Below are 26,073 nucleotides of genomic sequence, written 5' to 3' on the forward strand. Positions count from 1 at the left end.
AGCGCTGCTGAGGCGAGCCCCTCAGGCAGGGACACTGACGTCCGCGACTCAGGCACGAACGCACATGACGGCGTCCAGATGGCGACGGGATTTTCTGAGCCCTCTCAACATCGTGCAGCCGCCGATGCCCCCACAGCCCCTCGCTCCCACCGCGGGCGGCCATAGCGCTTTATGCACCATTTCCCCTCTTTGCCCAAACCGATAAAAACACCATGAACACCGCCCCCGTTCCCAAAGCCATTCCCCGTCGCGATGCCCTATTGGGCGCCCTGAATGACAACGCGACCTGGGATGTGGTCGTGATCGGCGGGGGTGCCACCGGGCTGGGGACTGCGGTTGATGCCGCATCACGCGGCTACCGCACGTTACTGGTCGAAGGTCAGGATTTCGCCAAAGGGACATCCAGCAAGGCCACCAAACTCGTACACGGCGGTGTGCGTTACCTGGCACAAGGCAATATCAGCCTGGTGCGCGAGGCCCTGCACGAACGCGGGCTGCTTAATCGCAACGCACCGCACTTGGTGTGGCCCCTGGGGTTTGTCGTGCCGGCCTACGGTTTATTCGATCAGCCATTCTATGGCGTCGGGCTCAAGATGTATGACATGCTGGCCGGCAAACTCAATTTGGCGCCCAGCCGTTGGCTCTCAAAAAAAGAGACCCTGGCCGCGGCCAGCACCATTGCCCCGGACGTGAGCGGCCGCAGTCTGCGAGGCGGCGTGCTGTATTACGACGGCCAATTCGATGACGCTCGATTGGCGATAGCGTTAATGCGCACCTTGTTCGATCTGGGTGGCACCGCGATCAATTACGTACGTGCCGCGGGCCTGCTGCGCGGCAGCGATGTCCGTGAGAGTAAAGGCGCCATCGAAGGCGTGATCGTGCAGGACGTTTTCAGCGGTACGGAATACACCGTGCGTGCGCGCTGTGTGGTGAACGCTACCGGCGTATGGGTCGATAGCGTACGCCGCATGGATGACCCGCAGGCTCAGACCATGGTGGCGCCCAGCCAAGGCGTGCATCTGACGCTGCCGCGCGACTTTCTGCCGGGAGACAAAGCCATCCTCATTCCCAAGACCGACGATGGCCGCGTGCTTTTTGTCGTTCCATGGAATGGCCATACCATCGTCGGCACCACCGATGCGCCGCGCGACGATCTGCCGTTGGACCCCGTCGCGTCGAACGCCGACATCGATTTCATTCTGCAAACGGCGGCCCGTTATCTCAGCCGCAAACCCACGCGCGCGGATGTGACGAGCGTGTGGGCAGGCCTGCGTCCGCTGGTCAAGGCGACCGGCGAGACCGCGACAAAAACGCTGTCGCGCGAACACACGATCCTGGTGTCGCGCAACGGCCTGGTCACCGTCACTGGCGGCAAATGGACGACGTACCGCCGGATGGCTCAGGACGTCATCGACACCGCCATTCAACATCAGCTGTTGCCTCAGGCGCATTGCCGAACCGCGGATTTACCCCTGCATGGCGCAAACCCGGTGGGAGCACAACCTGGCCGGGCCAGTACGGGGGCAACATTGTCTGCGGGCTCGAGCACCGGCTCCCATGCCGACGCAACGCGCAACACCACGGCCTCGCCGTCCGCGCATCAACCGGCCCATGGCACGCCCGACAGCTACTACGGCACGGATCTGCCGCTGCTGCGTGCCCTGCCCGGCATCGATCATGTGCTGGTCGGCGCCAGCGGCCTGACAGAGGCTCACGTGCGCTTTGCTGCGCGACACGAGCTGGCGCGCACCGCCGAAGACGTCCTCGCTCGGCGCAACCGCGCCTTGTTCCTCGATAGCGAAGCCGCCGTCCTCGCAGCCCCCGAAGTCGCGCGCATTCTGGCGGAAGAACTGGGCCATGACGCCGCCTGGCAACGCGCGACATTAGAGGCTTTCATGCACACGGCGGCGCATTATCGTCTCGACAAATAACACCTACTCGTAGATCCTCCGCGTACGAGCGGTGAAATACGGAAGATGAGATACGACGATGACAAACGGCGCCGTTTCCCGCGCCGTTTGTCAGTACATCTCAATGTAGCCGAGGCCAGCCTCCCGCATGAGCGATGCTCATCGTGAACTCGCCCTCGGGTCTACAACTTACAGCTTGTCCAGATCGAGATACCGGCTGGTTTGAACGATCTGCTCGCGCTCCTTGAAACTGGTCAGTTGCGCAGCCAACGCGCTGCTATCACCACTGCGCTTGATTTCCTGCAAGGTGGTCTGCATGGCGTAGATGGCAGCACGCTGCAAATCGGATGGAATGATGGCGATCTGATAGCCCAGGGCCGACAATTCATCGACAGGCACCAACGGCGTCTTGCCGCCGTAAAACATATTGATCAGCTTGGGGCCCGGAATCCGGCGCGCGATCTCGCGGATCTGCTCGATGGTCTCTGGGGCCTCGACAAACAACATGTCTGCGCCAGCAGCAGCGTACTGCTCGGCGCGCACCAGTGCGGATTCAAAGCCTTCGACGGCGATGGCGTCAGTGCGTGCGATCACCAGGCAATCCGGATCAGTGAGAGTCTGCCGGGCGATCTTGATCTTGCGCACCATTTCGTCTGTGTCGACCAGACTCTTGTCGTCCAGATGGCCGCAACGTTTGGGAAATGACTGATCCTCCAGATGGAAAGCCGCCACGCCGGCACGTTCCATGACGCGCACAGTACGCTCGACGTTGGCCGATCCGCCAAAACCCGTATCGGCATCGGCGATCACCGGTAAGCCGCTGGCCTCGACGATTTTCTCGACCCTGTCCATCACCTCGGTAAAACTCAGCAGCCCGAGATCGGGCACCCCGGCGGCGCGGGCGATCGCCCCGCCGCTGGCATAGACAGCATCAAAACCCGCCATCGCGACCAAACGCGCCGAAAGCCCGTCAAACGCGCCCGGCGCTACCAAGGTCTTGCCCGTCGTCAATGCCTGCCGCAACTGCTGCGTCGCTTTCATTTTCTATTCCTCGTCATTTAAGTCTGAATGGCCAACCCGACGCTATCCCGCACAACGGGCCATCTCGATCACGGCGCAAATTATGGCGCGGCCGAATCATTACGTCTAATATATTGAAAACTGATAATTCATACTTTATAAGTACCAATATGGAACTACGCCATCTGCGTTACTTCGTTGCCACCGCGCAGGCGGAACATTTCACCCGCGCCGCGCAGCAACTGGGTATTGCTCAACCTCCCCTGAGCCAGCAGATACGCGAGCTGGAAAAGGAAATAGGCGCCCCACTGTTCGACCGCGTCGGGCGTGGCGTAGTGCTCAACAGCGTCGGCAAAGTGTTCCTGGAACGCGCCCTCGATATCTTGTCGCGCGTGGATGATGCTCTGCACACGGCACAGCGTGCCGCGCGTGGCGAGGCCGGCGTGCTGCGCATCGGTTTCACCGAGTCCGCGTCCTTTAACGATCTGGTGACGCACACCATCAGTCTGTACCAACATCGGCATCCCGAGGTCGAAGTCAGCCTGGAGGAAAGCGATAGCGAGTCACTGATCGCCTCTCTCGGTGACAAGACGATCGACGCCGTGTTTGTACGGCCGCCTTTTTCCGTGGCCCGCGGCATTCATTTTGTAAAGCTTGCCGAGGAATCGCTCGTGGTTGTTCTGCCAGACAACCATCCCCTCGCCGCCCACACCAGCCTGCAACTGCGGGATCTGCACGCAGAACGCTTCATCATCTATGCCCGCAAATCGGGCTATGGCCTGAGCGCCGACATCATTTCCGCCTGCCGCCAAAACGGGTTCAACCCCAGCATCGGACAGCGCGCACCGCAGTTGTCGTCCGCTGTCAATCTGGTCGCCGCCGGCATGGGCATCGCCGTTATTCCAGCCTCCATGCGCTGCATGCAACCAACGGGTGTCACCTATCGCCCTCTGGACTCATCCTGGCCCAGAGCCGTACTTGGTTTAGCCACGCGCCGCGACGAAACGTCCCGTGTGGTATCGAATCTGCTGCAACTGATGAGCGAGATCAACGCTGCCCTACCCGGCCCGCTCGATAGCCCGCCCCATTGAGAGGGCGTATTATCTCGGGGTCGACTATCGCACCGCTCACCTGCCATGGATGTATTTCAGCAACTGCAAACTCTGCTGACCGATCACCAGATTTCCTATCGCCTCTTGCGCCATGAGCCCGCAGGCAAATCCGAAGAGGTCGCCGTCATCCGCGGCACGGCCGTCAGCCAAGGCGCCAAGGCGCTGGTGTGCCGCGTCAAGATCACGTCTAACCAGCGCAAAAATGTCCTGGCGGTTTTTCCGGCCGATAAACAGGCCGATCTGGCCGCGATTGCGTTAGCCGCTGGCGGTAAAAAGGCCTCGCTGGCCTCGCAAGACCTCGCGCGCGAACTCACGGGCTGCGAGATCGGCGCCATTCCTCCGTTCTCGTTCAACGAGGAACTATCGCTATTGGTAGACCCTTCGCTGCGCGAACGGCATGACGAAATTGTCTTCAATGCGGGGCGATTGGACGCATCCATCGTCATGCGCACAGAAGATTATTTTCTTCTGGCTCAGCCGGTACAGGCGACTTTTGTGCATGCTTGACGTGGCATGCTGACTCCTTCATCTCACTGAATCATTCCATGTGTCTCGCTGTCCTCGCCCTGCATCATCTCACCGGCATTCCCGTCCTCATTGCCGCCAATCGCGATGAGTTTCACGAACGCCCGACGCAAGCGGCATCAATGTGGCCGGGCGAGCCTCGCATCTATGCGGGTCGCGATCTGCGCGCAGGAGGCACCTGGATGGGCGTGAACGAACACGGCCGCTACGCCATCGTCACCAATTTTCGCGACCCGCAACACCTGCTGAACGACGCCCCGTCCCGTGGCGCATTGGTCGAAGACTTTCTACGCAGCGATGCGCGTCCGGCAGACTATCTCGCCGCGGTGCATGAGCGCGATGCCCACTACAACGGATTCAACCTGATCGTAGGCGATATCGCCGGCGCCTGTTATCTCAGCAATCGCGACGGCGCACCGCGTGCGCTGCCACCGGGGATCTACGCCCTCTCGAATCATCTGCTGGATACGCCCTGGCCTAAACTCACGCGCACCAGGATCGGCTTTGAACGCATATTGCAGGCCACGCCGCAACCCGACGTCGCCGCACTCTACGCCAATCTCTTTGACCGCACGCCCGCTGACGACGCGGACCTGCCTGCGACCGGTATTCCGTTGGACCGCGAACGCCTGCTCAGCAGCCCCTTTATCGTCAGTCCCAACTACGGCACCCGCGCCTCGACTGTGCTGGCCCTGCACGCGGATGGCCGCGGTGAACTGCACGAACGCCGCTACAGTCCGGACGGCGAGCCGGTCGGCGATAGCGATTTGACGTTCAGTTGGCAGGCATAAACCGCAGCTGCAGCTTAGTCTCCCGCCACTCTTCCGCGCAGGCGCTTGATTTCGCCGTGTAATACCTTGCGCTGCACCCTGCGCTGCTGCGACGCGCGTGTCGGTCGCGTTGGCCGCCGGGCTTTTACTGGCCGAGCCACCGCACGCACCATCTCTGCCAGACGCTCCAGCGCCTCGGCGCGGTTCTTTTCCTGGCTGCGATAAGCCTGCGCCTTGATGACGATGATGCCTTCTTTCGACACGCGCCGATCCGGCAATTCGCACAGCGCATCCTTGATGTGATCGGGCAGACTCGATGCCCGCACATCAAACCGCAGATGCACTGCGCTGGAGACCTTGTTGACGTTCTGGCCGCCCGCTCCCTGAGCGCGGATCATGCCGAACTCGATATCGCGCTCGTCGAGGTATAGGTCGTCTTGAATGTGATACATGAATAGAAAATCGGCGCGGCGCTAGAGGAATCCATCGCCGCTCTCGATCAAAATGAGAACTACAGATCACATTTCATCGTTATTTTCTGTTTTTGTGAAGTATCGATCACATTCTGATGCTTATCGGATCAAGTGCAATACCTGAACGCATCAATGGATGGGGGGCTCCGGCGTGGGGTCATTACCTGACAGACTGACGAAGTCGCAACCCAGATGGGCCTGCGTCACCTCGTTTTGATAGATACGCGTAAAGCCACGCGTATATGGTTGAGTCGGCGGCGACCATTGGCGACGGCGTTCAGCCAGCTCCTCATCGGACACCAGCATATCCAGGCTGCGTGCGCCGATGTCCAATCGGACCATATCGCCTGTACGCAACAACGCCAGCGGCCCGCCGATGGCCGATTCGGGCGACACATGCAATACGCATGTGCCATAGTGCGTGCCGCTCATGCGGGAATCGGAAATGCGCAGCATGTCGCGCACGCCCTTTTGCAGCAGCTTTTTAGGAATCGGCAGATTGCCCCATTCCGGCATCCCAGGCCCGCCAATAGGTCCGCCGTTACGTAGCACCAAGACCGTGTTTTCGTCCACATCCAGATCAGGGTCTGCCATGGCCTCGAACATTTCCGCGTTCGAATCGAATACCAGCGCAGGGCCTGTATGGCGCAGCAGATGCGGGCTCGCCGCCGATGGCTTGATGACGGCGCCGTTGGGCGCCAGGTTGCCGCGCACCACCGCCATCGCGAGACCGGCCTCGGCACAATCTCCCACGCCCTGTTTCAGCGGAGCGGCCGGATCCAGGATCGTGCCGTCCTCCTCGACCTCCGGCCAGTCCGCCAGGTTTTCTCCCAAGGTACGGCCCGTACAGGTCAGCGTGGACAGATCCAGATGAGCCGCGACCTTGCGCAATACCGTCGGCAAACCGCCCGCGTAGAAAAAATCCTCCATCAAACGCGTACCCGATGGGTAAAGATTGGCGATCACCGGAACGTCTCGCGCAATCGCATCAATCTCGTCCAGACTCAACGCAATCCCAGCCCTGCCCGCCATGGCGGGTAAATGCACTGCGGCGTTGGTAGAACCGCCCAGCGCGACATACGTCACCACGGCATTGCGAAATGCCGCAGCCGTGCAAATCCGCGAGGGTTTCAAGTCCTCCCACACCATTTCAACCGCGCGATGGCCGCACTGCCATGCCATGCGCGTATGTGCAGCATCCACCGCCGGAATCGCCATCGAGCCCGGCAGCGATAGTCCCAGGGCCTCGACGATGGCGGTCATGGTGCTGGCCGTCCCCATGGTGTTGCAGGTCCCCACGCTGCGCGTCATACGCGATTCCATGGCTACCCATTGCGATTTGTCGATGGCGCCAATGGTGTACTCGGCAAAGAACTTTTTAGTATGCGTGCCGGCCCCAACGGCTTCGCCGCGATAGCGGTCATTCAGCATCGGACCCGCCGGCATGAAAATGACGGGCAAGTCCATCGACAACGCGCCCATCACCAGGGCAGGCGGCGTCTTGTCGCAGCCTCCCATCAGCACCGCGCCGTCTATGGGCAGACTGCGCAGCAACTCCTCGCACTCTACCGACAGCAGGTTGCGGTACAGCATGGTGGTGGGCTTGACCATGACTTCGCCCAGACTCAGTGCGGGCAGTTCCAGCGGATAGCCGCCCGCCTGCAATACACCGCGCTTGACCGCCTCGGCGCGTTCGCGCAAATGCGCGTGGCACGGCGATAAATCGCTCCAGGTGTTGATGATGCCGATCACTGGCCGTCCCATGAATTCCTCACGGTTCAGGCCCTGCTGTTGCATGCGCTGGCGGTGCGCGAAGCCGCGGATGTCATCGCTGGCAAACCAACGGTGGCTGCGCAGCGTCTCTGGTGTCTTGCGTTTGGGTATGGTCATGAGGACGGTCAGATGATTGAGGTCGAACAGGTCAATAGGTGGCAGGCGTCACATCGGCGCCGCGTTTCGCGAACCGGGCAGCCGTCTCATCGCAGGCTTTGCGCAGCAGCACCTGATCCGTCGCCACGGCGACAAACAAGGCGCCCAGATCCAGGCACTCGCGCGCCCGAGGCTCGTCCAGCATCAATATACCGGGCGCCTTTCCGCAAGCGAGAATGCGGGGGATAGCGCTATCAATCGCTGCCCGCACCTTGGGATGATGCAACTCTCCAGGAACGCCCATACTGGCTGACAAATCCGCGGGACCAATGAACACGCCATCGATGCCATCAACCGAAGCGATCTGCTCCAATTGATCCAACGCCTCCATGGTCTCGATCTGCACCAACACGCAAAGCTCGCGTTCGGCCTCTTGCACGTAATTCGTGTCGCGGCCGAAACGCGAACCTCGCATGGATCCTCCCATCCCGCGCACGCCTCGCGGCGGATAACGCGTCGCCGCCACCGCCGCCTCGGCCTCATCGCGGTTCTGCACAAAAGGCAGCAACAGCGACTGCGCCCCCACATCCAGGTGCCGCTTGATCAGCACCGTGTCATTCCACGCGGGCCGCACGACGGCGGATGCAGGCCGATCATGTTCCGCGGCCACGGCCTGCAATAGCTGCTGAACCACAATGGGATCACTGGGCGTGTGCTCGGTATCAATCAGCAGCCAATCAAAACCCGCACCCGCGATGAGCTCGGACACCATGGGAAAAGGCAGCGTCGACCACAGGCCGATCTGTGATTGCCGCGCCTGCAAGGCACGTTTGAAAAGATTAGGACTAGGCATAGGAAAATAGAAACTTCAATCGATGTGGACGTTGCCGGCCTTGATGACCTCGGCCATGCGTTGGGAATCGGCTTTCAGACGCGCCTCGAACTCCTGCGGTGTGGACGACAGAATCTCACTGCCTTGCGCCTCTTGCGGTTTGCGAAACTCCGGCGTGGCGAGAATGGCGGCCATTTCCTTGTGCAGCCGATCGACGATGGGCGCCGGCGTACCGCTGCGAACCAACATGCCGCTCCACGCGATCTGTACGGTGCCAGGCGCGCCGGCCTCTGCCATCGTCGGTACGTCGGGCGCCAGCGGCGAACGTTTTTCGTCGGCCACCGCCAGAATACGCACTTTGCCCGCTTGCGCCACCGGCAACACCGCCGACAGATTATGGAACATCATGGGGATCTGCCCACCCATGACATCGGTCAGGGCCGCGGGTCCGCCCTTGTACGGCACATGCACCAGTTTGGTTCCGGTACTCGCCTCGAATTGCAGGCCGGTCAGATGCATGGTGTTGCCGTTACCTGCAGAACCAAACGCCAGTTGACCAGGTTCGGCTTTTGCAGCCTTGACCACATCGGCCACGGATTTGTAAGGCGTCTGCGCACCGACCACCAATACGTTCGGCGTCTGGTTCGTCAGCGTGATGGGCTGAAAATCCTTGAACGGATCAAACCCCGGAGATTTGTAGAGATGCGGATTGACCGCCAGCGTACTGATGGAACCATAGAAAATGGTGTAGCCATCAGCAGGACGCTGCGCCACATAGGCTGCAGCGATGTTGCCGTTGGCCCCTGCCCGATTTTCGACCACGACGGGCTGACCCAGGCGGGCGGCCAGGGCCTGCGCGAATGGGCGCGCAACGGCATCGGCAGCGCCGCCCGGCGGTTGCGGCACCACCAAGGTGACGGGCTTCTGGGGATAGTCGGCCGCGTGGGCGAGCGACGCGGCGGCTAACGCCATCGCGGAAAAAACAGCGCGGCCTAGACGCGAAATCATCATGGTTTGTCTCCTGTCTGGGGGATCAGCGGGTTGTCGTTTTATCTGCTGGCCCGGTCAAATGATACCGGTTTCATTTTATATGGTACCGGTATCATTTTGCACATGCAAGAGGTATAGTTCGATCCTATGACGCACGTACCCCCGCCCCCTTTGGACGCTGACCACGCGGCCGACCCCTCTGCTGAATCTCAGCCACGGTCCCGCACCCGCCCCAAACTCGGCCATTACACGATTCATGACGTGGCCGCGCTGGCAGGCGTGTCGTCTGTCACCGCGTCCCGCTATTTCAATGCGCCGCATAAAGTCTCGCAAAAACTGCGCGAGCGCATCGATGCCGTCATCGCCCAGACCGGCTATGCCCCCAATCAGATCGCGCGGCGGCTCGCCTCGACTCACGGTGGCCCTGTCGGTGCGATCATGCAGAACGTCAGCAGCCCTACGTTCGCCCAAATGGTGCGTGGGATGACCGATGCGCTCGAGGCGCAAGGCCTGCAATTGCTATTGGCCAATACCGAATACTCGGTGGACACCGAATCGCGCGCGATACGTGCCTTTGTGGGATGGCATCCCAGCGGCCTCATATTGACCCGTGGCGATCACTCCCCTGCCATCGACAGCCTGATGCAGACCTTGCAGATCCCTATCGTAGAGGCCTGGGAAATCCTGGAAGGCCGCCCGTATCACCAAGTCGGTTTTTCTCAGCACGATGTGGGGCTGATGCTGGCTGAGCACTTTCTGCAGCAAGGCGCGCGGCGCGTTCGCTTTGCCATGGCGCAGGGAGCGCACGGCGCGCAGGACACACGCGCCGAGCGGCGGGCGCAAGGCTATTCACAGGCCATGCGGCAGGCGGGACTCAGCAGCGACATCGTGCGCGTCGCTGCCGACGATGACTACGCGGCGGGCTTGGCTCACGTGACCCGATTGGCCCAGGAACCCGCAGAACAACGCCCCCAGGCCGTCATCTTTGCGCACGATCATCTGGCGCTCACAGCACTCTTGCGCGCGCCGACATTGGGTCTATCCATCCCGCGCGACTGCGCAATCGCGGGCTTTGGCGACGTCCCGCTGGCCAGCATTGTCGAACCCGGCCTGACCACTGTACGCACGCAGCCGTACAAAATCGGTAAACAAGCCGCTGCCACGCTGGTGGCTGCTCTGCAAAATTCAGCCAAGGAAATCACGGCACCCACCATCCATCACGTGCCATGCGAGCTGGTCGTGCGCGACAGCAGCCGGCTCCGGTAAAATACTGGATTACCCTAGATCGGCACCGCCGTTCTCGCATGACTTATTCCGCCAAAGAAATCTTCAAAACCCTGCAAGGCGAAGGCGCCCAAGCGGGGCGTGCCGCCGTGTTCTGCCGATTCGCCGGATGCAATCTGTGGTCTGGCCGCGAGGCCGACCGGGCCAGTGCCGCCTGTACGTTCTGTGACACGGATTTTGTCGGCACCAATGGCGAGGGCGGCGGCAAATTCGCCACGGCCGCCCTGCTCGCCGATACCATCGCGGCGACATGGGGCCCGGATACCCAGGACCGCTATGTCGTCTTCACCGGCGGCGAACCACTGTTGCAGCTCGACGAGGCCTTGCTCGAGGCCGTGCACGCGCACGGCTTTACCGTCGCCATCGAAACCAACGGCACGCTGCCGCCGCCCCCAGGCATCGACTGGATCTGCGTCAGCCCGAAAGGCACCGCGCCCGTCGTGATCGAACGCGGCCACGAACTGAAGCTGGTCTACCCGCAAGCCAATGCATTGCCCGAAACCTACGCCCACCTGGATTTCGAGCATTTTTTCCTGCAGCCCATGGATGGGCCGGCGCGCGTCGCGAACACCGAACAGGCCGTTCAATACTGTCTGCAGCACCCGCAATGGCGGCTCAGCCTGCAAACCCATAAATACATAGGCATTCCTTAATGACGACCCCTCACGCCCAGCGAGGCTTGCGATGATCTCAGTGACTCGCAAGCTGGAATTCGATGCCGGGCATCGCATCCCCGATCATCGCAGCCAATGCCGCAACCTGCATGGCCATCGCTATGTCCTCGAGGTCACGCTCACCGGCGATATCGTCGACGCGCCGGGGGAATCCGACAACGGCATGGTGATGGATTTCTCAGAAATCAAATCCATCGCCAAGCAGCATATCGTCGACCCCTGGGATCATGCCTTTCTGGTGTATCGCGGCGACGAGACGGTGCGCGGCTTTCTGGACACGCTGCCGGGCCACAAGACCGTGGTGCTCGACTGCATCCCTACGGTCGAAAACCTGGCCAGCATTGTTTTTCGCACCCTGGCGCCGCACTACCATGGGCACTATGGCGCACAACTGCGCCTCACCCGTGTCCGCCTGTACGAGACGCCCAATTGCTGGGCGGATTGCGAGGCCTGAAGCGCCCTCGTCACAGGCCCTTCTCTCGCGTTGCCATCAGATAGTTTTCCGCCGCGCCATCGTTCACGCTGTTCCACAGCAGTTGATCCGCCCGAAACTCTCGCCACGAGGCAAAGACCTTGGCGAACTGCGGACTCTTTGCCGCATAGTCGTCCAAGACCTGCTTGGTCGCGCTTTGCATTGCTTGCATGACCTCGCGCGGCCACGCCTTTAGTTTGACGCCCTGCCCCACCAGGCGCTTGAGCGCCACGATATTGTTGGCGTCATACTTGGCCAGCAAATCGTCGGCCGCCATCGCGCTAGCGGCACGCAATGCCTCTTGATAGCGAGGCGGCAGCTTGGCCCAGCTGTCGCGATTGATCGCCAGGCACAGATTGGCCCCCAGCTCCATGACGCCGGGGCCATAGTAGTAGCTCGCGACCTTGGCAAAGCCCAGTTTCTCGTCGTCGTACGGCCCGACAAACTCGACCGCGTCCAGCGCCCCTTTTTCCATCGCGGGATAAATATCGCTGCCCGCCACCTGTTGCGGAATGGCGCCGAGTTTTTCGTACACCATGCTCAGCATGCCAGGCGTACGTATCCGCAGTCCCTTCAGATCGTCGACTGTCTTGATCTCTTTGCGAAACCAGCCGCCCATCTGCGCGCCCGTATTACCGCAAGGAATCGCCAAGGCATTGAAGCGGGCGTACAACTCGTCCATCAATGCACCGCCGCCGCCATGCAATAGCCATGCCGTCTGCTGGCGCGGTGTCAGTCCGAACGGCACGCCTGTATCAAATGACAAGGCAGGCTCTTTGCCCAGGTAATAAAAACCTGCGGTGTGCCCGCACTCGGTCGTACCGTTCTGCACGGCGTCCAGCACCTGCAACGGCGGCACGATCTCGCCCGCGGAAAATCCCCGGATAGTGAATTTCCCATCCGTCAGATCGGAGACCCGCTTCGTCAGGTATTCCGCAGCCCCCCATACGGTATCCAGAGACCGTGGGAAACTACTCGGCATACGCCAGTTGATGGTGGGGGCCTCTTGCGCCACGACTGGCGCAGACAACAGGGCCCCACCCGCCCCTGCCAAAGTTAGGAAACGGCGGCGTTGCATGGCAAAGCTCCTCTTAATCGAGACAGTCAGGCGCCTCGCGCAACGCGCGACGAGCGAAATAGGCAAAGGTCAGTTCCAGTATCTTGGGCTTGACCAGAAAATCGTGGGATTCGCGTGCGCGGTCAGCAGGCACGGGATTGACCGGCCCGATCGCCCGCGCGCGCAATTGCAGCGCGGCGACTTGTTCCAGCCAGATCGCCATCACCGTGGCTTCCTCGACCGATTTGCCGGCGGTGAGCAAACCGTGATTCGCCAACAGGATGGCGCGCTTGTTACCCAATGCCTTGGAGATGATTTCGCCTTCGTCGTCGCCGATGGGCAAACCGGGCCACTCGGGCAGATAGGCGCAATCATCAAAGAATGGCGTGGCATCCATGTGCGCCACCACCAGCGGCTCGCCCACCATCGACAAGGCCGACACGGACGGAGGATGCGTATGCACGATGCACTGGACCTCTGGGCGATGCCGGTAAATCCAGGCGTGGAAACGATTGGCCGGGTTCGGCAGCGATTTACCGTCCAGGGGATTGATGTCTTCGTCGATCAGAATCAGCTCGCTGGCACGCGCCTCGTCGGCGCCGATCCCGAAAGGCAAGGTCCAGATCGTGCCAGGCTCATCGCCCCGCGAAGTGATCTGACCAGCCAGGCCGCCATGCCAATGACCTTGCGCTGCCAGCATCCGGCAAGCCAGGGCCATTTTTTGCGCCGAGGTCCAATGCGCCGAAGGTGTCGCACGCGATTCGATCTCGCGATCGACACGGCTGCGCAGGGCATCTTTATCTTGAAAAGCGTAATCCGACATCTTGATATCCGTTCATTCCAGGGAGAGACAACGCGTACCGGCCATCTCGTCTGCTTTGCCTTGTAGGCAACATGTTGCCCAAAGTACAAATTATTGCCCACATAAACAACAAGGGGAAACCCTCAAGTCCGCGCTGTGCGCAGCGCCCAAAAGTGGCATCATCGCGTTTTCGCCCGAGATAGTTGCCGCCTTTCCATGCCGCCCAAACGTCTGCCTCTAGCCGCCCCGCCCCCCGATGCTCAGCAAGTGGGGCTACGTATCCGGGCAACACGACGCCAGCGCAAATTGACGCTGACCGCACTGGCGGAGCAAACCGGCCTGGACAAGGGATTTCTGTCGCGCCTGGAACGTGGCGAAAAATTCGGGTCGGTCGGCACGCTGCACACGGTGGCGACTGTATTGGGGACGCCACTATCCGCTCTGCTCGGCGAGGCCGATCCCAAAGACGAAATCCATATCGTGCGCGCAAGCGAACGGCACCGATTGAGCTCGTCAGGCACAGAGCCGGGCGAACACACTTATGAAGCCATCACGATGGGGGCCAGCAACAGCGGCCTCTCCGTCATGGTCGTAGAGGTCGGCACGCATGGCGAGCGCACGGTGGCCCACCATGGCGGCGATGAATTGATCTTTGTGTTGGAAGGCCGCGTCCGCGTGCATTTCGGGGAACACACGGTGCTGCTGGAGCGTGACGATAGCGTGCGTTTTCCCGGCTATCTGCCACACAGCCTGTGTGCCGAAGGCCGCAAGACCGCACGGGCACTCATCATTATCGCCAGCGATCAGGCCTGATAGCGCCTTGCCTGACCGGCGCCCCGCCATCACATGACAACCGCTCCGGTCCCGCGCAATGAAGAGCGAGGCGCGCCGCAGTAGAGAGGCCTTCAGCCAGCCACGGCAGCCGCTCCCATGGATATCGCCGTCTCGTCCATGAAACGGGCCATGCGCACATCCAACTCGGTCACGCCATCAGCCGAATGGGTGGACAGCACCACGTCGACGCGGTTGTACACGTTGAACCATTCCGGGTGGTGATCGAGCTTCTCGGCATACATGGCCACGCGCGCCATGAAACCAAAGGCGGCGTTGAAGTCTTTGAACTGAAAGCTTTTCTGGATAGCGTCACGCTCGGCATGCGCCCGCCAGCCGGCAAGGCCGGACAGTACGCTCTGCGCGCCGAGCCGGGGTAAGGATGGTTTGTTCACAATAGCGCTCCTGTACGGTCCGAATCATTTCGCTCAAATATATTGATAGGATGCTAATAAATAGCATACAATACAAATATGCCGAATCCACACACCGACTCCTGCCTCATGGCCACCACCGCCAGCCTGATGGTGTTATCGCGTGCTTATCGCAGCGTAGCTGATAACGCCCTGTCTGAATACGGCCTGTCACAGGCGACCGCCTGGCCCGTTATCCTGACGGGCCGGCTGGGCGATGGCGTACGCCAGGGCGCGCTGGCCGAGGCCCTTGGCGTCGAGGGTCCTTCGCTGGTCCGTGTGCTGGACCAGTTGGTTTCCTCAGGCCTGATCGAACGCCGCGAGGACCCCAACGACCGCCGTGCCCGTACCATCCATCTGACTCCCGATGGCCATGCCCTGCGCGAGCAAGTCGAGGGAGTCCTGGTCAAGCTGCGCCGCGAAATTTTCAGGGATGTCAGTCATGATGATCTGCAGGCGTGCCTGCGGGTGTTCGACACGTTAAAAACAGCGCTAGGCCGCGACGATGCCGTTCCTGCACTAAAGGAACAGCGGCCATGAAACTGCCCGATGGAAACGAGCTGCTGTTCTCGGTCAAGTGCTACATAGGCGCCATCACGGCGCTTTATCTGTCGTACACGATCGGGCTGCCGCGTCCATTCTGGGCAATGACGACGGCCTATGTCGTAGCGCAGCCTTGGGCCGGCGCCGTCCGCTCAAAGGCTGTTTTCCGGCTTGGTGGGACGTTCTTTGGCAGCGCCGTCGTTGTCTATCTGGTCCCTCGCCTGTCCAACCAGCCCCTGCTGATGGTGCTGGTCATGTCGCTGTGGATCGGTCTGTGCCTGTATATCTCGGTGCTCGACCGCACACCACGCTCGTACCTGTTCATGTTGGCGGGCTACACCGCCGCCATGATCGGCTTTCCCAGCGTCACCGATCCCTTGACGGTATTCGATACAGCGCTCGCCCGGGTCGAGGAAATCTGTCTGGGCATCGTATGTGCAACGCTGGCCCATAGCTTGATTTTCCCGCGCGGCATCGCCGGCCCGTTGATGGCCCGGCTGGACGCCACCGTACGAGATGCGCGCAACTGGGTTCATGACATCCTGACCAATCGCGAAACCGTGCAGCGTGGCAAAGAGCGCCGCGTCCTGGCCGAAGACCTGTCGCAACTGCGCATGCTGTCTACCCACGTCCCGTTCGATACCGGCAATATCCGCTGGACGGCAGGTGCGGTGCGCGCCATGCAGGATCAGATCGCTGCGCTGACGCCCTTGGTGTCAGCCGTCGACGATCGCTTGCACGCTTTGCAAAAGGATGGGCAGCCGCTACCCGAGGCGGTCAACGCGATCCTGCAGGACATTGCCGCTTGGGTCGATGCAGGCCCCAAAGCCGATCGCTCGCAAGCACATACGCTGCGTACCGCGCTGACAGCGCTCAGCCCCGAGATCGGCCCTGCCTCCAATTGGCACGACGTACTGATGGTCAGTCTGGTCAATCGACTGCGTGAACTAGTCGACGGCTATGATCGCTGCCTGGCACTGCGACACGACATTCGTGACGGCCTGGCCGGTGTCCCCCGCCAGTCGGGCCGCCAGGCCCGCTTTGGCAGCGGCTCGGCCATGCACCGCGACCATGGCCTGGCCTTCCTGTCGGCGCTGGCTGCTGGTTTGGCCGTGTCGGTATGCTGCATTTTCTGGATCCAGACGTCATGGACCAACGGATCCACTGCCGTCATGATGGCTGCGATTTTCAGCTGCTTTTTCGCCGCGCAGGACAACCCCGTGCCGGGCATCATGCAGTTCCTCGTCTACACCATTTACTCGATCCCCATCTCGGCGCTGTATCTGTTGGGAATTTTGCCGGCAGTCCATTCATTCGAAATGCTGGCGCTGGTAATGGCGCCTGTGGCATTGGCGCTGGGTGTACTGCTGCCCCGTCCGGCCTACACCGGCAAAATCATGGCATTGCTGTTCGGTTTTCTGGGCACGCTTGCGTTGCACGATACGAACACGGCCGACCTGGTGTCGTTTGTCGATACGACGACGGCACAAATCATCGGTGTCGCGACCGCAGCCATCATCGCCGCGATTTTCCGTACCATCAGTGCCGATCGCGGCGCACGCCGCATCCAGATCGCCAACTGGAGAGAACTGGTGGCATTGGCCAGCGCCAACCAGGTGCCCTCGCGCTCGGCCTACGCCGCGCGGATGCTGGACCGGATCGGCATGCTGCAGCCGCGATTGTCCTTGGCCAAGCGCGCAGACGATCTCCTGGCCGACGATGCCTTGAAAGATTTACGTGTGGGCAATGATATTGCGGAACTGCAGCGCGCCCGCCGTATCCTGCCGGCTATTGACCCCAGTGTTCGACCAGTATTGAAAGGCTTGGCCGATTTTTTCCGTCAACGTTCAACCCATCATCGCAAGGCCTCTGATTTCCCGAACTTGCTCGACAACATCGACCGCGCATTGGCGCGTGTCACGGCGTCCCCGGGCGCGCTGGTCGCGCGCGAGCGTGCCGTCGTGGCCCTGGTCGGGGTTCGCCGGGCCTTGTTTCCCGAGGCCCCCGACTATCAATCCGGCATTCTGCAGCCGGCCCGCGCATCATGATCGGCGAGTTTAATTTTTACGGCATTTATTTTCCCTGGCCATTAGTGCTGGGGCTGATCACGCTGGGCGTGTCCTGGGCTGTGCGCCGGGTATTGGCGCGTGTCGGCTTTTATCGACTGGTATGGCATCCGGCCTTGTTCGATGTCGCGCTGTATGTGGTCTTGCTCTATGGCGTGTATTTGATTTCACCTTATATATTCAAGCAGTAGTTCCATGAAAATCCTCAATTCGCCGCGTTTTCGCCGTCTAGGAAAATTCTTCGTGACGGCAGTGACCGTCTGCGTGGCGGTCTATGCTGGCTGGCAATTATGGGTGCATTATGAAATGGACCCCTGGACACGCGATGGCCGCGTCAAGGCCTACGTCGTGCAGGTCGCCCCTGATGTATCCGGCCTGGTGACCGCCGTCCCCGTGCACGACAACCAGGACATCAAAAAAGGCGATGTCCTCTTTGAGATCGATCGCGCCCGTTTCCAATTGGCGCTGAATCAAGCCGAGGCGGCCTTGCGTTCACAGCAAGTTGCGCGCGATCAAGCCGCACGGGACGTCAAGCGCAATCGCTCGCTAGGCTCCTTGGTCTCGACCGAAGACGTCGAACAAAGCCAGGCCAAGCTGCAGCAAGCCGAGGCCGCACTGGCCGAGGCGCACGTTCAACTCGATACTGCCAAACTGAATCTGGATCGCAGCCGCGTGGTCTCCATGGTCGATGGCCGCGTGACCAATCTGGATCTGCGCGTCGGCTCCTATGTCACGGCGGGCCGAGGCGTCATGGCCATGGTCGATGCGAACTCGTTCTACGTCGAAGGCTATTTCGAGGAAACCAAACTGGTTCACATCCGCGAGGGCGACGCCGCCACAGTCACGCTGATGGGCGAATCGCGCCAGATCCAGGGCCATGTCGAAAGCATCTCGATGGGCATCGCGGATCGCGATCGCAGCACGAGCGCCAACCTGCTGCCCAACGTGAACCCCAATTTCAACTGGGTCCGCCTGGCACAGCGTATCCCCGTGCGCATCCACATCGATCAAGTCCCCGAGGGCGTGCGTCTGGTGGCCGGGCAAACTGCAACGGTGGAGGTCAACCCACAATGATCTTCTCTCGTGCGTTAACGCCATTGGCACTGGCCATCACCCTGGCAATAGCGGGTTGCGCCGCAGTCGGCCCCGACTACAAAGTCCCCGAGGATGCTGCCGTGAATCGCCCCGCCGCGGCTGGCGAATTTCAGCAATCTCACGAAGCCGTCTTTCAGCAGAACGCAGTGCCAGGCACATGGTGGCGTTTATACCAGGACCCGACGCTGGACCAGTTGATCGGCCAGGCGCTGCAAGCCAATACCAGTTTGCGCATGGCTGCGGCGAATCTGGAACGCACGCAGGCCGTGACCGAAGAAGCCCGCGGCGCGCAACAGCCCACCCTAGGTGTGAACGCCTCCCCCGCCACGTACGGACATTCGTCGGGAGTATCGGTGCTGGCGCCGGACACGCGTCCCAAGAATCGCTGGTCGTATTCGGGTGGCATCAGTATTGGCTACCAGATCGATCTCGCCGGCAGAATCCGCCGCACCATCGAAGCCGCCGAAGGCGATGAAGCCGCCGCGCAGGCTGCCTACGATGCCGCGCGCGTGACCGTTGTCGCGGAAACGGCGCGCGCTTATGCCGATATCTGCGCCAGCGGTATGCAGCTCGCCTCGGCCCAGCATTCCGTCGCCGTGCAACGCGATTCGCTCAATGCGGTACAACGCCTGCAACAGGCCGGCCGCGGCACCGCATTGGATGTCACTCGTGCGCGCAGCCAGTTAGAGCAATTACAAGCCAATCTGCCGCCCTTTCAGGCCAGCCAACGCCAGGCGCTCTATCGCCTGGCCGCCCTGACCGGCCGTACGCCGGCCGAAATGCCGACTGCACTATTGGAATGCCATACGCCGCCGCGCCTGACGCAAGCGATTCCGGTCGGAGACGGCGCTGCCCTGCTGCGCCGCCGCCCCGACGTCCGCGAAGCCGAACGCAAGCTCGCTGCTGCTACCGCACGCATCGGCGTGGCTACGGCGTCGTTATATCCGACGATTTCATTGGGGCTGTCTGGTTCGTCCGCGGCTCCCATGACGATGATAGGCGAACGCGGCACGTATAGCTGGAGCGTGGGCCCGCTGATTTCCTGGACCATCCCCAACACCGGGATTGCTCAGGCACAAATCGCCCAGGCTAAGGCGGTCGCGAGTTCGGCATTGGCCAATTTCGACGACACGGTATTGGGTGCATTGCGTGAAACCGAGAGCGCGCTGGTCGCCTATGCCCGGCAACTCGATAGACACGCCGCACTGCAAGAGGCGCGCAATCAAAGCGCCATCGCAGCCAAGCAAGCCGAGCAGTTATTCCATGCGGGGAAAACCGATTATCTGAACGTGCTGGATGCGCAGCGTACTCTGGCGACGGACGAAAGCGCGCTCGCGGCTTCGCAGGCTACGCTGAGCGGGGACCAGATTGATGTGTTCCTAGCGTTGGGGGGTGGATGGCAGGATACGCCGATTTGACGATACTACCGGGCTCCAGGCCAATATAGCGCGTAGGCGTTATCCCATAACGCCTTGCGGGCGTTTTCTTTTCCCAGGACACGGGCAACAAGATCGAGATCAGCGGGGTTGAAAGGTCGCTTCGCTCGGGTCGACGGCAGGTCTGTCCCAAACATCAACGCATTCGGATTACGCTGTGCAATGCGTTCGAGGGCCATCGGCACATTCATGCTGACACGGCCAAACCCCGTCGCCTTGACTTTGGCGCCTGCGTCGACCAGATCGAGCAAGACCGGGACGCCCTCCTCCGTCATGCCCAAATGGTCGATGACGATTTGCGGCAGTTTCGCCAGTTGCGACAAATGGGATCGCATCTTAGCGGCGTCCAGATATAACTCAGCATGCCATCCAGCCAGGTCGTAGACGCGCTGTGCAAAGGTGGCCACTTCGCTCATGCTATCGACCTTTCCCCGATATAAATTGAATCGTACCGCACGCACTCCAGCGTCCCGCAGGCGTCGAATTTCCGCATCGGAAATATCCGGCGGTACTTGTGCAACGCCTACCCAGTCCGGCCCGAGCTCCTTTAAGGTGGAGACCAGATAGGTCTGATCGAACCCCTGAAACGAGCCCGACACCACAGCGCCTGCGACGACATTCAGCGACGCCACATCGGCGCGATACTGAGGGATGGTGTAATGCGGCGGAACGTAGCCCTGATTGGGTACAAGGGGAAACCGAGGGTCGATGATGTGGCAATGCGCATCAAAAACCCGTTGCTTTTCATTTGATACATGCACGCATCCGAGCAGCGTACCGCCAGCCGCTGCTGCACCGAGGCCGGCAACGGCGGTCAAGAATCCTCGACGGTCAATCATGTGGTCTCCTCCTGGTTTGTTTCTTAGCCACGCAGTATGGTGGCGTCTATTGCCACAGCGACTTCGCCTGGGCATTCGATCGGTGTGTAATGACGGCGCTTGGGCAGGATGGTCAATTTGGCTTGCGCTAAAAGACTGACCAGTTCCCTGGCCATCGCCACCGGAGTGGCATAGTCTTCCTCGCCCACGACGACCGAAACAGGTCCGGTATACCGTGACAGGCGATGCCGCTCATCCGCGCAGCCCAACATACGGCAGGTCGCAGCATAGGCATCGGCTTCGTTCGCCAAAAAAACCTTCACGGCTTCCTGGACGAGGGCTGGTTCTTGCTCGGCAAACTCCGGCGAAAACCAGCGGCTGACTTGAAACGGCACCATGGCCTGGAAGCCTTCCTGCCGAGGCCGCAACGCCCGCTCATCCCAGGAAATATGGGCGTCTTCGCCATAGCAGGCCGTCGAATCGATAATCGTCATACTGGCAACCCGCTCGGTGTACCGTCCCGCAAACGCCAATGCGACCGTCCCACCCATCGAGCATCCCACTAGATGCACTTGCCTCGTATTCAAATGGTCCAGCACATCACTAATGTCTTTCGCAAAGCGCTCAGTGGTATAGGGGCCTGCCGCACGGTCTGATTCCCCATGGCCTCGACAATCGATCGCATAAAGCGGTGCATCCACATTCAGTTTCTGTGCAACGCGGCGCCACATTTCTCCGTTCATGGCAAGGGCGTGTACAAACAGTACGGGGATCGGCGCACTGCCGGTGCGCAGGGTACGTATGGCAATCCTGCAACCGTCCTCCACAACGACTCGCTCCACCGTATCATCCAACAGAGGGGGAATCATTCTGCACGTGCCCCCGATTTCGTGACCTGCTCCTTCCAGAAGGCCAGATCTTTGGCCATCTTCTGCTCCAGTTCGGCCGGTGTGCTTGTGCGGACCAGGAAGCCTCCTTCTGCGAGTTGCTTCTTCAGTTGGGGTGAGGCGAGTATCTGTTCGATGTCCGAGGCGATCTTTGTACGAATATCCAGGGGCGTGCCTTGCGGAGCCATCATGCCAAACCAGGTGTCGACCTCATAGCCTTTGATCGTCTCGCCAACGGTTGGCACGTCGGGGAGGATCTCAAGCCGCTCTTTTGATGTCACGGCAATAGGATGCACTTTGCCACTGCGTATGAACGGCAGCGTCGCAGGCAGGCCGGTCGACACCAGCTGTATCTGATTACCCAATAGATCTGTCAATGCCGGGCCACCGCCGCGATACGGAATATGCGCCAGTTGATCAGCCCCCTCTCGCCGCATCAATTCCGCCGCCAGATGTCCCGGCGTTCCGTTGCCCGCCGTACCGTAGTTCAACGGTTGCGTCGAATGGATCACGTCAGACATCGTTTTGACTGGCGACTGGGTATTGCTCACCAGCACCTGTGGCGTTGTCGCCACCAAGGTTACGCCAGCAATATCGCGAATCGCATCGAATGGGGGATCGGCATAGAGCAAGGGATTGGTCAATACGCCATCCCCCCAGAACAGCAAGGTATAGCCATCGGGTTTGGCCTTGATCACCGCCTGCGCCCCAAGGTTGCCGCCAGCACCCGAGCGATTGTCGATCACAACGGGCTGCTGCCAGACTTTGCCCAACTCGACGGCGAGCTGGCGCGCAATGACATCGAAGCTGCCTCCGGGTGCAAAGGGAACGACGATCGTCACGGTCTTTTCCGGAAAACCGGATTGAGCCTGCGCCGGTAGCGCCGTAAAAAACGAGGCGCAAGCCAGTGCCCCGAGAATGGTTCGCCGTTTAACGCTGTCAATCATTGCTGTTCCTGTATGGGTAATGGGTAAAATCGTCATCGCCAAATCAACACCTATACAGGAGTATATATATACATAACTATTGGGTCATAGGTGTGTTACAATTTTTTCGGACACAGACTTCCGTGTTTTCTCCATTGAGAAATGGCTCCATGATCGATCCTCGCCTTCCCCTGCATATCCAGATCCGAGACAAGCTGATGGGCCGTATCGCCGATCGCGTATGGAAATCAGGAGAAGCGCTACCCGGCGAAGACCGGCTCGCAGAGGAGTTTTCCGTCTCGGTCGGCACCATGCGCAAAGTCATTCAAGGACTGGTGCATGAAGGCGTTCTTGAACGAAAGCAAGGCAAAGGGACTTTCATCACCAGCGCCTATGAGCGCAATTCGATGCTGCGCTTTGTGCGATTCACGAATCCTAGCCAGAGCCGGATACCGCGCGCCAAAATCCTGACGTTGACGGTTCAGGAGGCCGATGCACGGATTGCCGAAAAACTGGATATCAAGGCCGGAGCAAAGGTTATTTACATGCACCGGATACGGCTGGATGGAGAAGATGTGATTCTGGCGGAACATATATGGCTTTCCCATAAACTGTTCTCCAAACTCGTCGCACATCTTCAGAAAGAGTCGCCTCCCCTGCTCTATCCCGTCTATGACGAGATCTGCGGCGTTCGCGCGGTCCGCGCTTTAGATGAGCTCGAAATGGACCACATGCCCGAGACCGACGCGACGCTGTTCAATGTTCCTGCCGGTTCTGCATGTATGCGCATTCAACGCGCCATGCGCGATCTCAACGGCGACGTGATCGAATGGCGCATCTCTTATGTGCCCAGTGACCGGTTCCATTACACGGCCGAGATCCGCTGAGCCATTCATATTCGAGCGCCTCGGCAAACATTTTTCGCTCGATGCACTCTTCCCTCATTACGCGCAGGTTATTGAAATGACAACTGATCCGATCCTTTTGCTCGATAGGCCTCGGCTCCAGGCTGCTAGCGGCATTGTCGAGTTCCCGGTGCATCATATGCGGGGCGGAACCTCCACCGGTCTGGTTATCTGGGAAGCCTTTGCGCCAAAGGATGAAGCACTGCGCGAGGAACTGCTCAAGCACCTCATGGGGGTGCCTTTATCAGGATCCTTGGCCGCCAATCGACAGATTACGGGCCTCGGACGAGGCCCAGCAACCAGCAACAAAGTATTCTTCGTCAGCCTCGAGCGGGCCAACGGCCGCCAACGGCTGGTGAGTACGTTGGCGCAGTTGGCAGCCACCCATTCGCGGATCGACTGGAGCGTCAATTGCGGCAATATGAGTTCAGCATTGCCGTTATGGCTGCTGGACAGCGGCCTGGTCGCACTTGCCGATGTCGATGACGAACTGGAGATCCGCAATACGAATACCGGCGTGATCTCTACGGGACGACTGCTGAGAGATGAACGCGGAGCACTCGTCCATAACGAAATCCCAGGGGTATATGGGCAATATCCGTCTGTCGACTTGTTCCTGCATGATCCCGTCGGATCGAAAACAGGCAAACTATTGCCGACTGGCAGCCCCGTCGATGTCATAGATGGTATTCCAGTCTCGTGCGTCGATGTTGCGGTACCCATGGTCATCATCAAGGCAAGCGATCTGGGAAAAACGGCACACGAATCCATTGACGAACTGGAAAGCGATCCCGCTTTCATGACGCGACTGCGGCATGTCTGGATTCAAGCAGGCATGCTGATGCAGTTGCGCCGCCGCGACGGCACCTTGATGAGTGAGACAGACATCGCAACCAGCGAAACCATTCCCAAAGTCTGCATCGTCGGATCAGCAACGAATGGCGGCACCTTGTCGACGAGGTACTTCACCCCACAGACGGGACATGCTTCGATGGCCGTATCAGGGGGCTGTTGCCTGGCCGCGGCCTGCTTGATCAAAGGCAGCGTGGCCGCCGACGTCGCAACAGGCTTGCCAACGGTGGCGGATCAAACTTGCAATGTCGTGGTCAGCATCGAAAATCCTGCTGGCACGCTCGATGCCACCGTTGTCGCACGACGTGATGGTAAAACGCTAAAGATTTCGAAGGTCGCATACAGGAGGTCGGCACAAGTCCTGCTCAAAGGACATGTCCCTCTCTATCGCGCAACCAACGCGTTGAGCGATGCATTGCTTCAACCTACAGCTTGTCAAACGTAACTCCCGTCTCAGCGACAACGCTCTTCCATTGTTTCACCTCAACCTCCAGAAAACGCTTGAACGCGTCCGGCCCTGGCGGCATGGGATCCAGAAATGCTTGTCCTTATGCCGGGACCCTGAAAAGCCAGGGGGTCTTTTATGTGCTCTATCGGGAGACCGGCCGTCACTCAGGCCAAATCCAGGCATTTTTGAAATGGATCCGTCATCAGGAAGATGACTCAATGCCCCTGCCGGCCACACATTAATGCCTGGCTTTAATACTACGGATCAATGCAGCGTCTCGCCCTTTGACGGCGCCTGATCCAGCCCCAGCGCGGCTTCCCAACTGCGCAGCGGGACGCAGGTCTGCAGGCGCTCGATTCCGCGTTGAATCAAGGCCGGATGCAGTTCGTGGCCGACGCGGCTGGCCACGTCGATGGTGCAATCACCGTGCAGAGAATCCAGCCATGCCTGCGCCGTTTGGGCATACGACACGTTCATCACGTGATCATCGGCCCCGTGCAATAAATGGATCGTGGTGTATTGCGGCGGGACTTTAGGCAACTGGGCATAGCGGCCGGAAAACGCCAGCACGCGCCCTGCCAGACCATCATGTGCCTGCACGGCCTCGAGCGACATGATTGCCCCCTGCGAAAAACCGGCCAGCGCGGTATCGGACTGCAATAGGCCAAATCGGGCCTGTGCGGCGCGGACGTAATCCACCAACGGCGGCAAAGCGCGAGCCACGCGTTCCGCACGATTGTCCTCGTCGACCCCGCGCACCGAAAACCATTGACGCCCCTCGCCCCCACCGTCATAGGGCTCAAACCCTGCCGGCGCCAAAATCGCTGCCGCCGGAAATGCCGTGCGTACAGCCTGAATCAAGGCCGCCAGGCTGTGCGGCGTACTGCCCACGCCGTGCAGCAGGATAAAGAGTTGTTTGATCTCGGTATCGGCGTCAGGCAGGAATTCGAGGGTGGCGGGCTCTGTCATGGGGTGCTCCAAGGGGCATCGACCTGGCCCCAATAAGCCATTGTAAATCTCCTCGCAAAATACTGTATATTTGTACAGCAAAACGAGATTTATC

At 60.3% G+C, this 26,073-nt stretch carries 27 protein-coding genes; 15 read left to right on the forward strand and 12 right to left on the reverse strand.

The window, feature by feature from the left end:
- The first annotated feature begins 212 nt into the window (after positions 1 to 212).
- Positions 213 to 1,931, forward strand: coding sequence for a glycerol-3-phosphate dehydrogenase/oxidase (locus tag ACYVIT_RS15185; protein ID WP_415807299.1), 1,719 nt, complete (start codon positions 213 to 215; stop codon positions 1,929 to 1,931).
- A 168-nt stretch (positions 1,932 to 2,099) separates the two neighbouring features.
- Here the strand turns inward: ACYVIT_RS15185 and ACYVIT_RS15190 are convergent, their stop codons facing one another.
- A complete protein-coding gene (locus ACYVIT_RS15190; RefSeq protein ID WP_460478224.1) occupies positions 2,100 to 2,951 on the reverse strand; it encodes an isocitrate lyase/PEP mutase family protein in 852 nt (283 codons plus the stop codon).
- 149 nt (positions 2,952 to 3,100) lie between these two features.
- Here ACYVIT_RS15190 and ACYVIT_RS15195 point away from each other — a divergent pair, with 149 nt between their 5' ends.
- From ACYVIT_RS15195 to ACYVIT_RS15205, 3 genes are read left to right on the forward strand one after another with little or no spacing between them, the layout of a single operon-like run.
- The gene (locus ACYVIT_RS15195; protein WP_415807301.1) at positions 3,101 to 4,021 is read left to right on the forward strand and encodes a LysR family transcriptional regulator; all 921 of its coding nucleotides are present in this window, start codon (positions 3,101 to 3,103) and stop codon (positions 4,019 to 4,021) included.
- Between the two features lie 45 nt (positions 4,022 to 4,066).
- Positions 4,067 to 4,549 (forward strand): YbaK/prolyl-tRNA synthetase associated domain-containing protein, encoded by a 483-nt coding sequence (locus ACYVIT_RS15200; RefSeq protein WP_415807302.1) that lies wholly within the window; start codon positions 4,067 to 4,069, stop codon positions 4,547 to 4,549.
- A gap of 38 nt (positions 4,550 to 4,587) precedes the next feature.
- Positions 4,588 to 5,358 (forward strand): NRDE family protein, encoded by a 771-nt coding sequence (locus ACYVIT_RS15205; protein ID WP_415807303.1) that lies wholly within the window; start codon positions 4,588 to 4,590, stop codon positions 5,356 to 5,358.
- A 14-nt stretch (positions 5,359 to 5,372) separates the two neighbouring features.
- On the opposite strand, the gene arfB is transcribed toward ACYVIT_RS15205, so the two are convergent.
- From arfB to ACYVIT_RS15225, 4 genes are all read right to left on the reverse strand, one after another.
- Entirely contained in the window at positions 5,373 to 5,789 is a 417-nt protein-coding gene (gene arfB / locus ACYVIT_RS15210) for an alternative ribosome rescue aminoacyl-tRNA hydrolase ArfB (RefSeq protein WP_415807304.1), read from the reverse strand.
- Between the two features lie 150 nt (positions 5,790 to 5,939).
- On the reverse strand, positions 5,940 to 7,700 hold the full coding sequence (locus ACYVIT_RS15215) for an IlvD/Edd family dehydratase (protein ID WP_415807305.1): 1,761 nt from the start codon (positions 7,698 to 7,700) through the stop codon (positions 5,940 to 5,942).
- Positions 7,701 to 7,731: 31 nt separating this feature from the next.
- Positions 7,732 to 8,532 carry an HpcH/HpaI aldolase family protein gene (locus tag ACYVIT_RS15220; RefSeq protein ID WP_415807306.1) on the reverse strand — a complete coding sequence of 267 codons (801 nt, stop codon included), beginning with the start codon at positions 8,530 to 8,532 and terminating at the stop codon, positions 7,732 to 7,734.
- A 15-nt stretch (positions 8,533 to 8,547) separates the two neighbouring features.
- Positions 8,548 to 9,522, reverse strand: coding sequence for a Bug family tripartite tricarboxylate transporter substrate binding protein (locus ACYVIT_RS15225; RefSeq protein ID WP_415807307.1), 975 nt, complete (start codon positions 9,520 to 9,522; stop codon positions 8,548 to 8,550).
- 126 nt (positions 9,523 to 9,648) lie between these two features.
- On the opposite strand from ACYVIT_RS15225, the gene ACYVIT_RS15230 reads away from it, so the two are divergent.
- Genes ACYVIT_RS15230 through queD form a run of 3 tightly spaced genes read left to right on the forward strand, consistent with a single transcriptional unit; the run spans position 9,649 to position 11,913 of the window.
- Positions 9,649 to 10,767, forward strand: a complete 1,119-nt coding sequence (locus tag ACYVIT_RS15230) for a LacI family DNA-binding transcriptional regulator (protein ID WP_415807308.1) — start codon at positions 9,649 to 9,651, stop codon at positions 10,765 to 10,767.
- Between the two features lie 38 nt (positions 10,768 to 10,805).
- Positions 10,806 to 11,438, forward strand: coding sequence for a 7-carboxy-7-deazaguanine synthase (gene queE / locus ACYVIT_RS15235; RefSeq protein ID WP_415807309.1), 633 nt, complete (start codon positions 10,806 to 10,808; stop codon positions 11,436 to 11,438).
- A 31-nt stretch (positions 11,439 to 11,469) separates the two neighbouring features.
- The gene (queD, locus tag ACYVIT_RS15240) at positions 11,470 to 11,913 is read left to right on the forward strand and encodes a 6-carboxytetrahydropterin synthase QueD (protein WP_415807310.1); all 444 of its coding nucleotides are present in this window, start codon (positions 11,470 to 11,472) and stop codon (positions 11,911 to 11,913) included.
- Positions 11,914 to 11,923: 10 nt separating this feature from the next.
- Here queD and ACYVIT_RS15245 read toward each other — a convergent pair whose 3' ends face one another.
- Positions 11,924 to 13,009, reverse strand: coding sequence for a TRAP transporter substrate-binding protein (locus ACYVIT_RS15245; RefSeq protein ID WP_415807311.1), 1,086 nt, complete (start codon positions 13,007 to 13,009; stop codon positions 11,924 to 11,926).
- A 13-nt stretch (positions 13,010 to 13,022) separates the two neighbouring features.
- Positions 13,023 to 13,811, reverse strand: a complete 789-nt coding sequence (locus tag ACYVIT_RS15250; RefSeq protein WP_415807312.1) for an aldolase — start codon at positions 13,809 to 13,811, stop codon at positions 13,023 to 13,025.
- 195 nt (positions 13,812 to 14,006) lie between these two features.
- Between ACYVIT_RS15250 and ACYVIT_RS15255 the strand changes: the two genes are divergently transcribed.
- Positions 14,007 to 14,603, forward strand: a complete 597-nt coding sequence (locus tag ACYVIT_RS15255; RefSeq protein ID WP_415807313.1) for a helix-turn-helix domain-containing protein — start codon at positions 14,007 to 14,009, stop codon at positions 14,601 to 14,603.
- Positions 14,604 to 14,695: 92 nt separating this feature from the next.
- Here ACYVIT_RS15255 and ACYVIT_RS15260 read toward each other — a convergent pair whose 3' ends face one another.
- Positions 14,696 to 15,016 (reverse strand): 4a-hydroxytetrahydrobiopterin dehydratase, encoded by a 321-nt coding sequence (locus ACYVIT_RS15260; RefSeq protein ID WP_415807314.1) that lies wholly within the window; start codon positions 15,014 to 15,016, stop codon positions 14,696 to 14,698.
- A gap of 108 nt (positions 15,017 to 15,124) precedes the next feature.
- Between ACYVIT_RS15260 and ACYVIT_RS15265 the strand changes: the two genes are divergently transcribed.
- Genes ACYVIT_RS15265 through ACYVIT_RS15285 form a run of 5 tightly spaced genes read left to right on the forward strand, consistent with a single transcriptional unit; the run spans position 15,125 to position 20,156 of the window.
- The gene (locus tag ACYVIT_RS15265) at positions 15,125 to 15,574 is read left to right on the forward strand and encodes a MarR family winged helix-turn-helix transcriptional regulator (RefSeq protein WP_415807315.1); all 450 of its coding nucleotides are present in this window, start codon (positions 15,125 to 15,127) and stop codon (positions 15,572 to 15,574) included.
- Positions 15,571 to 17,625: an FUSC family protein gene (locus tag ACYVIT_RS15270; RefSeq protein WP_415807316.1), complete on the forward strand. Its 2,055-nt coding sequence runs from the start codon at positions 15,571 to 15,573 to the stop codon at positions 17,623 to 17,625. The genes ACYVIT_RS15265 and ACYVIT_RS15270 overlap by 4 nt, the downstream gene beginning before the upstream one ends.
- On the forward strand, positions 17,622 to 17,834 hold the full coding sequence (locus tag ACYVIT_RS15275; protein WP_415807317.1) for a DUF1656 domain-containing protein: 213 nt from the start codon (positions 17,622 to 17,624) through the stop codon (positions 17,832 to 17,834). The genes ACYVIT_RS15270 and ACYVIT_RS15275 overlap by 4 nt, the downstream gene beginning before the upstream one ends.
- A gap of 4 nt (positions 17,835 to 17,838) precedes the next feature.
- A complete protein-coding gene (locus ACYVIT_RS15280) occupies positions 17,839 to 18,717 on the forward strand; it encodes an efflux RND transporter periplasmic adaptor subunit (protein ID WP_415807318.1) in 879 nt (292 codons plus the stop codon).
- A complete protein-coding gene (locus ACYVIT_RS15285; RefSeq protein ID WP_415807335.1) occupies positions 18,717 to 20,156 on the forward strand; it encodes an efflux transporter outer membrane subunit in 1,440 nt (479 codons plus the stop codon). The genes ACYVIT_RS15280 and ACYVIT_RS15285 overlap by 1 nt, the downstream gene beginning before the upstream one ends.
- A gap of 5 nt (positions 20,157 to 20,161) precedes the next feature.
- Here the strand turns inward: ACYVIT_RS15285 and ACYVIT_RS15290 are convergent, their stop codons facing one another.
- From ACYVIT_RS15290 to ACYVIT_RS15300, 3 genes are read right to left on the reverse strand one after another with little or no spacing between them, the layout of a single operon-like run.
- Positions 20,162 to 21,013: an amidohydrolase family protein gene (locus ACYVIT_RS15290; RefSeq protein ID WP_415807319.1), complete on the reverse strand. Its 852-nt coding sequence runs from the start codon at positions 21,011 to 21,013 to the stop codon at positions 20,162 to 20,164.
- A 23-nt stretch (positions 21,014 to 21,036) separates the two neighbouring features.
- A complete protein-coding gene (locus ACYVIT_RS15295; protein WP_415807320.1) occupies positions 21,037 to 21,861 on the reverse strand; it encodes an alpha/beta fold hydrolase in 825 nt (274 codons plus the stop codon).
- A complete protein-coding gene (locus tag ACYVIT_RS15300) occupies positions 21,858 to 22,826 on the reverse strand; it encodes a Bug family tripartite tricarboxylate transporter substrate binding protein (RefSeq protein ID WP_415807321.1) in 969 nt (322 codons plus the stop codon). The genes ACYVIT_RS15295 and ACYVIT_RS15300 overlap by 4 nt, the downstream gene beginning before the upstream one ends.
- Before the next feature lie 149 nt (positions 22,827 to 22,975).
- Here ACYVIT_RS15300 and ACYVIT_RS15305 point away from each other — a divergent pair, with 149 nt between their 5' ends.
- Positions 22,976 to 23,692 carry a GntR family transcriptional regulator gene (locus tag ACYVIT_RS15305; RefSeq protein WP_415807322.1) on the forward strand — a complete coding sequence of 239 codons (717 nt, stop codon included), beginning with the start codon at positions 22,976 to 22,978 and terminating at the stop codon, positions 23,690 to 23,692.
- A gap of 76 nt (positions 23,693 to 23,768) precedes the next feature.
- Positions 23,769 to 25,007, forward strand: a complete 1,239-nt coding sequence (locus ACYVIT_RS15310) for a PrpF domain-containing protein (RefSeq protein WP_415807323.1) — start codon at positions 23,769 to 23,771, stop codon at positions 25,005 to 25,007.
- A 267-nt stretch (positions 25,008 to 25,274) separates the two neighbouring features.
- Here the strand turns inward: ACYVIT_RS15310 and ypfH are convergent, their stop codons facing one another.
- The gene (ypfH, locus tag ACYVIT_RS15315; RefSeq protein WP_415807325.1) at positions 25,275 to 25,979 is read right to left on the reverse strand and encodes an esterase; all 705 of its coding nucleotides are present in this window, start codon (positions 25,977 to 25,979) and stop codon (positions 25,275 to 25,277) included.
- Positions 25,980 to 26,073: the final 94 nt, after the last annotated feature.

This window comes from Bordetella muralis (assembly GCF_054781015.1).

Coding starts and splice junctions, on each gene's coding strand:
- ACYVIT_RS15270 (WP_415807316.1), top strand. CDS start 15,571: ATGAAACTGCCCGATGGAAACGAGCTGCTGTTCTCGGTCAAGTGCTAC.
- ACYVIT_RS15290 (WP_415807319.1), bottom strand. CDS start 21,013: ATGATTGACCGTCGAGGATTCTTGACCGCCGTTGCCGGCCTCGGTGCA.
- ACYVIT_RS15255 (WP_415807313.1), top strand. CDS start 14,007: ATGCCGCCCAAACGTCTGCCTCTAGCCGCCCCGCCCCCCGATGCTCAG.
- ACYVIT_RS15305 (WP_415807322.1), top strand. CDS start 22,976: ATGATCGATCCTCGCCTTCCCCTGCATATCCAGATCCGAGACAAGCTG.
- ACYVIT_RS15310 (WP_415807323.1), top strand. CDS start 23,769: ATGACAACTGATCCGATCCTTTTGCTCGATAGGCCTCGGCTCCAGGCT.
- ACYVIT_RS15245 (WP_415807311.1), bottom strand. CDS start 13,009: ATGCAACGCCGCCGTTTCCTAACTTTGGCAGGGGCGGGTGGGGCCCTG.
- ACYVIT_RS15220 (WP_415807306.1), bottom strand. CDS start 8,532: ATGCCTAGTCCTAATCTTTTCAAACGTGCCTTGCAGGCGCGGCAATCA.
- queD (WP_415807310.1), top strand. CDS start 11,470: ATGATCTCAGTGACTCGCAAGCTGGAATTCGATGCCGGGCATCGCATC.
- ACYVIT_RS15275 (WP_415807317.1), top strand. CDS start 17,622: ATGATCGGCGAGTTTAATTTTTACGGCATTTATTTTCCCTGGCCATTA.
- ACYVIT_RS15250 (WP_415807312.1), bottom strand. CDS start 13,811: ATGTCGGATTACGCTTTTCAAGATAAAGATGCCCTGCGCAGCCGTGTC.
- ACYVIT_RS15295 (WP_415807320.1), bottom strand. CDS start 21,861: ATGATTCCCCCTCTGTTGGATGATACGGTGGAGCGAGTCGTTGTGGAG.
- ACYVIT_RS15215 (WP_415807305.1), bottom strand. CDS start 7,700: ATGACCATACCCAAACGCAAGACACCAGAGACGCTGCGCAGCCACCGT.
- queE (WP_415807309.1), top strand. CDS start 10,806: ATGACTTATTCCGCCAAAGAAATCTTCAAAACCCTGCAAGGCGAAGGC.
- ACYVIT_RS15185 (WP_415807299.1), top strand. CDS start 213: ATGAACACCGCCCCCGTTCCCAAAGCCATTCCCCGTCGCGATGCCCTA.
- ACYVIT_RS15300 (WP_415807321.1), bottom strand. CDS start 22,826: ATGATTGACAGCGTTAAACGGCGAACCATTCTCGGGGCACTGGCTTGC.
- ACYVIT_RS15200 (WP_415807302.1), top strand. CDS start 4,067: ATGGATGTATTTCAGCAACTGCAAACTCTGCTGACCGATCACCAGATT.
- ACYVIT_RS15205 (WP_415807303.1), top strand. CDS start 4,588: ATGTGTCTCGCTGTCCTCGCCCTGCATCATCTCACCGGCATTCCCGTC.
- ACYVIT_RS15280 (WP_415807318.1), top strand. CDS start 17,839: ATGAAAATCCTCAATTCGCCGCGTTTTCGCCGTCTAGGAAAATTCTTC.
- ACYVIT_RS15265 (WP_415807315.1), top strand. CDS start 15,125: ATGGCCACCACCGCCAGCCTGATGGTGTTATCGCGTGCTTATCGCAGC.
- ACYVIT_RS15230 (WP_415807308.1), top strand. CDS start 9,649: ATGACGCACGTACCCCCGCCCCCTTTGGACGCTGACCACGCGGCCGAC.
- ACYVIT_RS15225 (WP_415807307.1), bottom strand. CDS start 9,522: ATGATGATTTCGCGTCTAGGCCGCGCTGTTTTTTCCGCGATGGCGTTA.
- ACYVIT_RS15195 (WP_415807301.1), top strand. CDS start 3,101: ATGGAACTACGCCATCTGCGTTACTTCGTTGCCACCGCGCAGGCGGAA.
- arfB (WP_415807304.1), bottom strand. CDS start 5,789: ATGTATCACATTCAAGACGACCTATACCTCGACGAGCGCGATATCGAG.
- ypfH (WP_415807325.1), bottom strand. CDS start 25,979: ATGACAGAGCCCGCCACCCTCGAATTCCTGCCTGACGCCGATACCGAG.
- ACYVIT_RS15190 (WP_460478224.1), bottom strand. CDS start 2,951: ATGAAAGCGACGCAGCAGTTGCGGCAGGCATTGACGACGGGCAAGACC.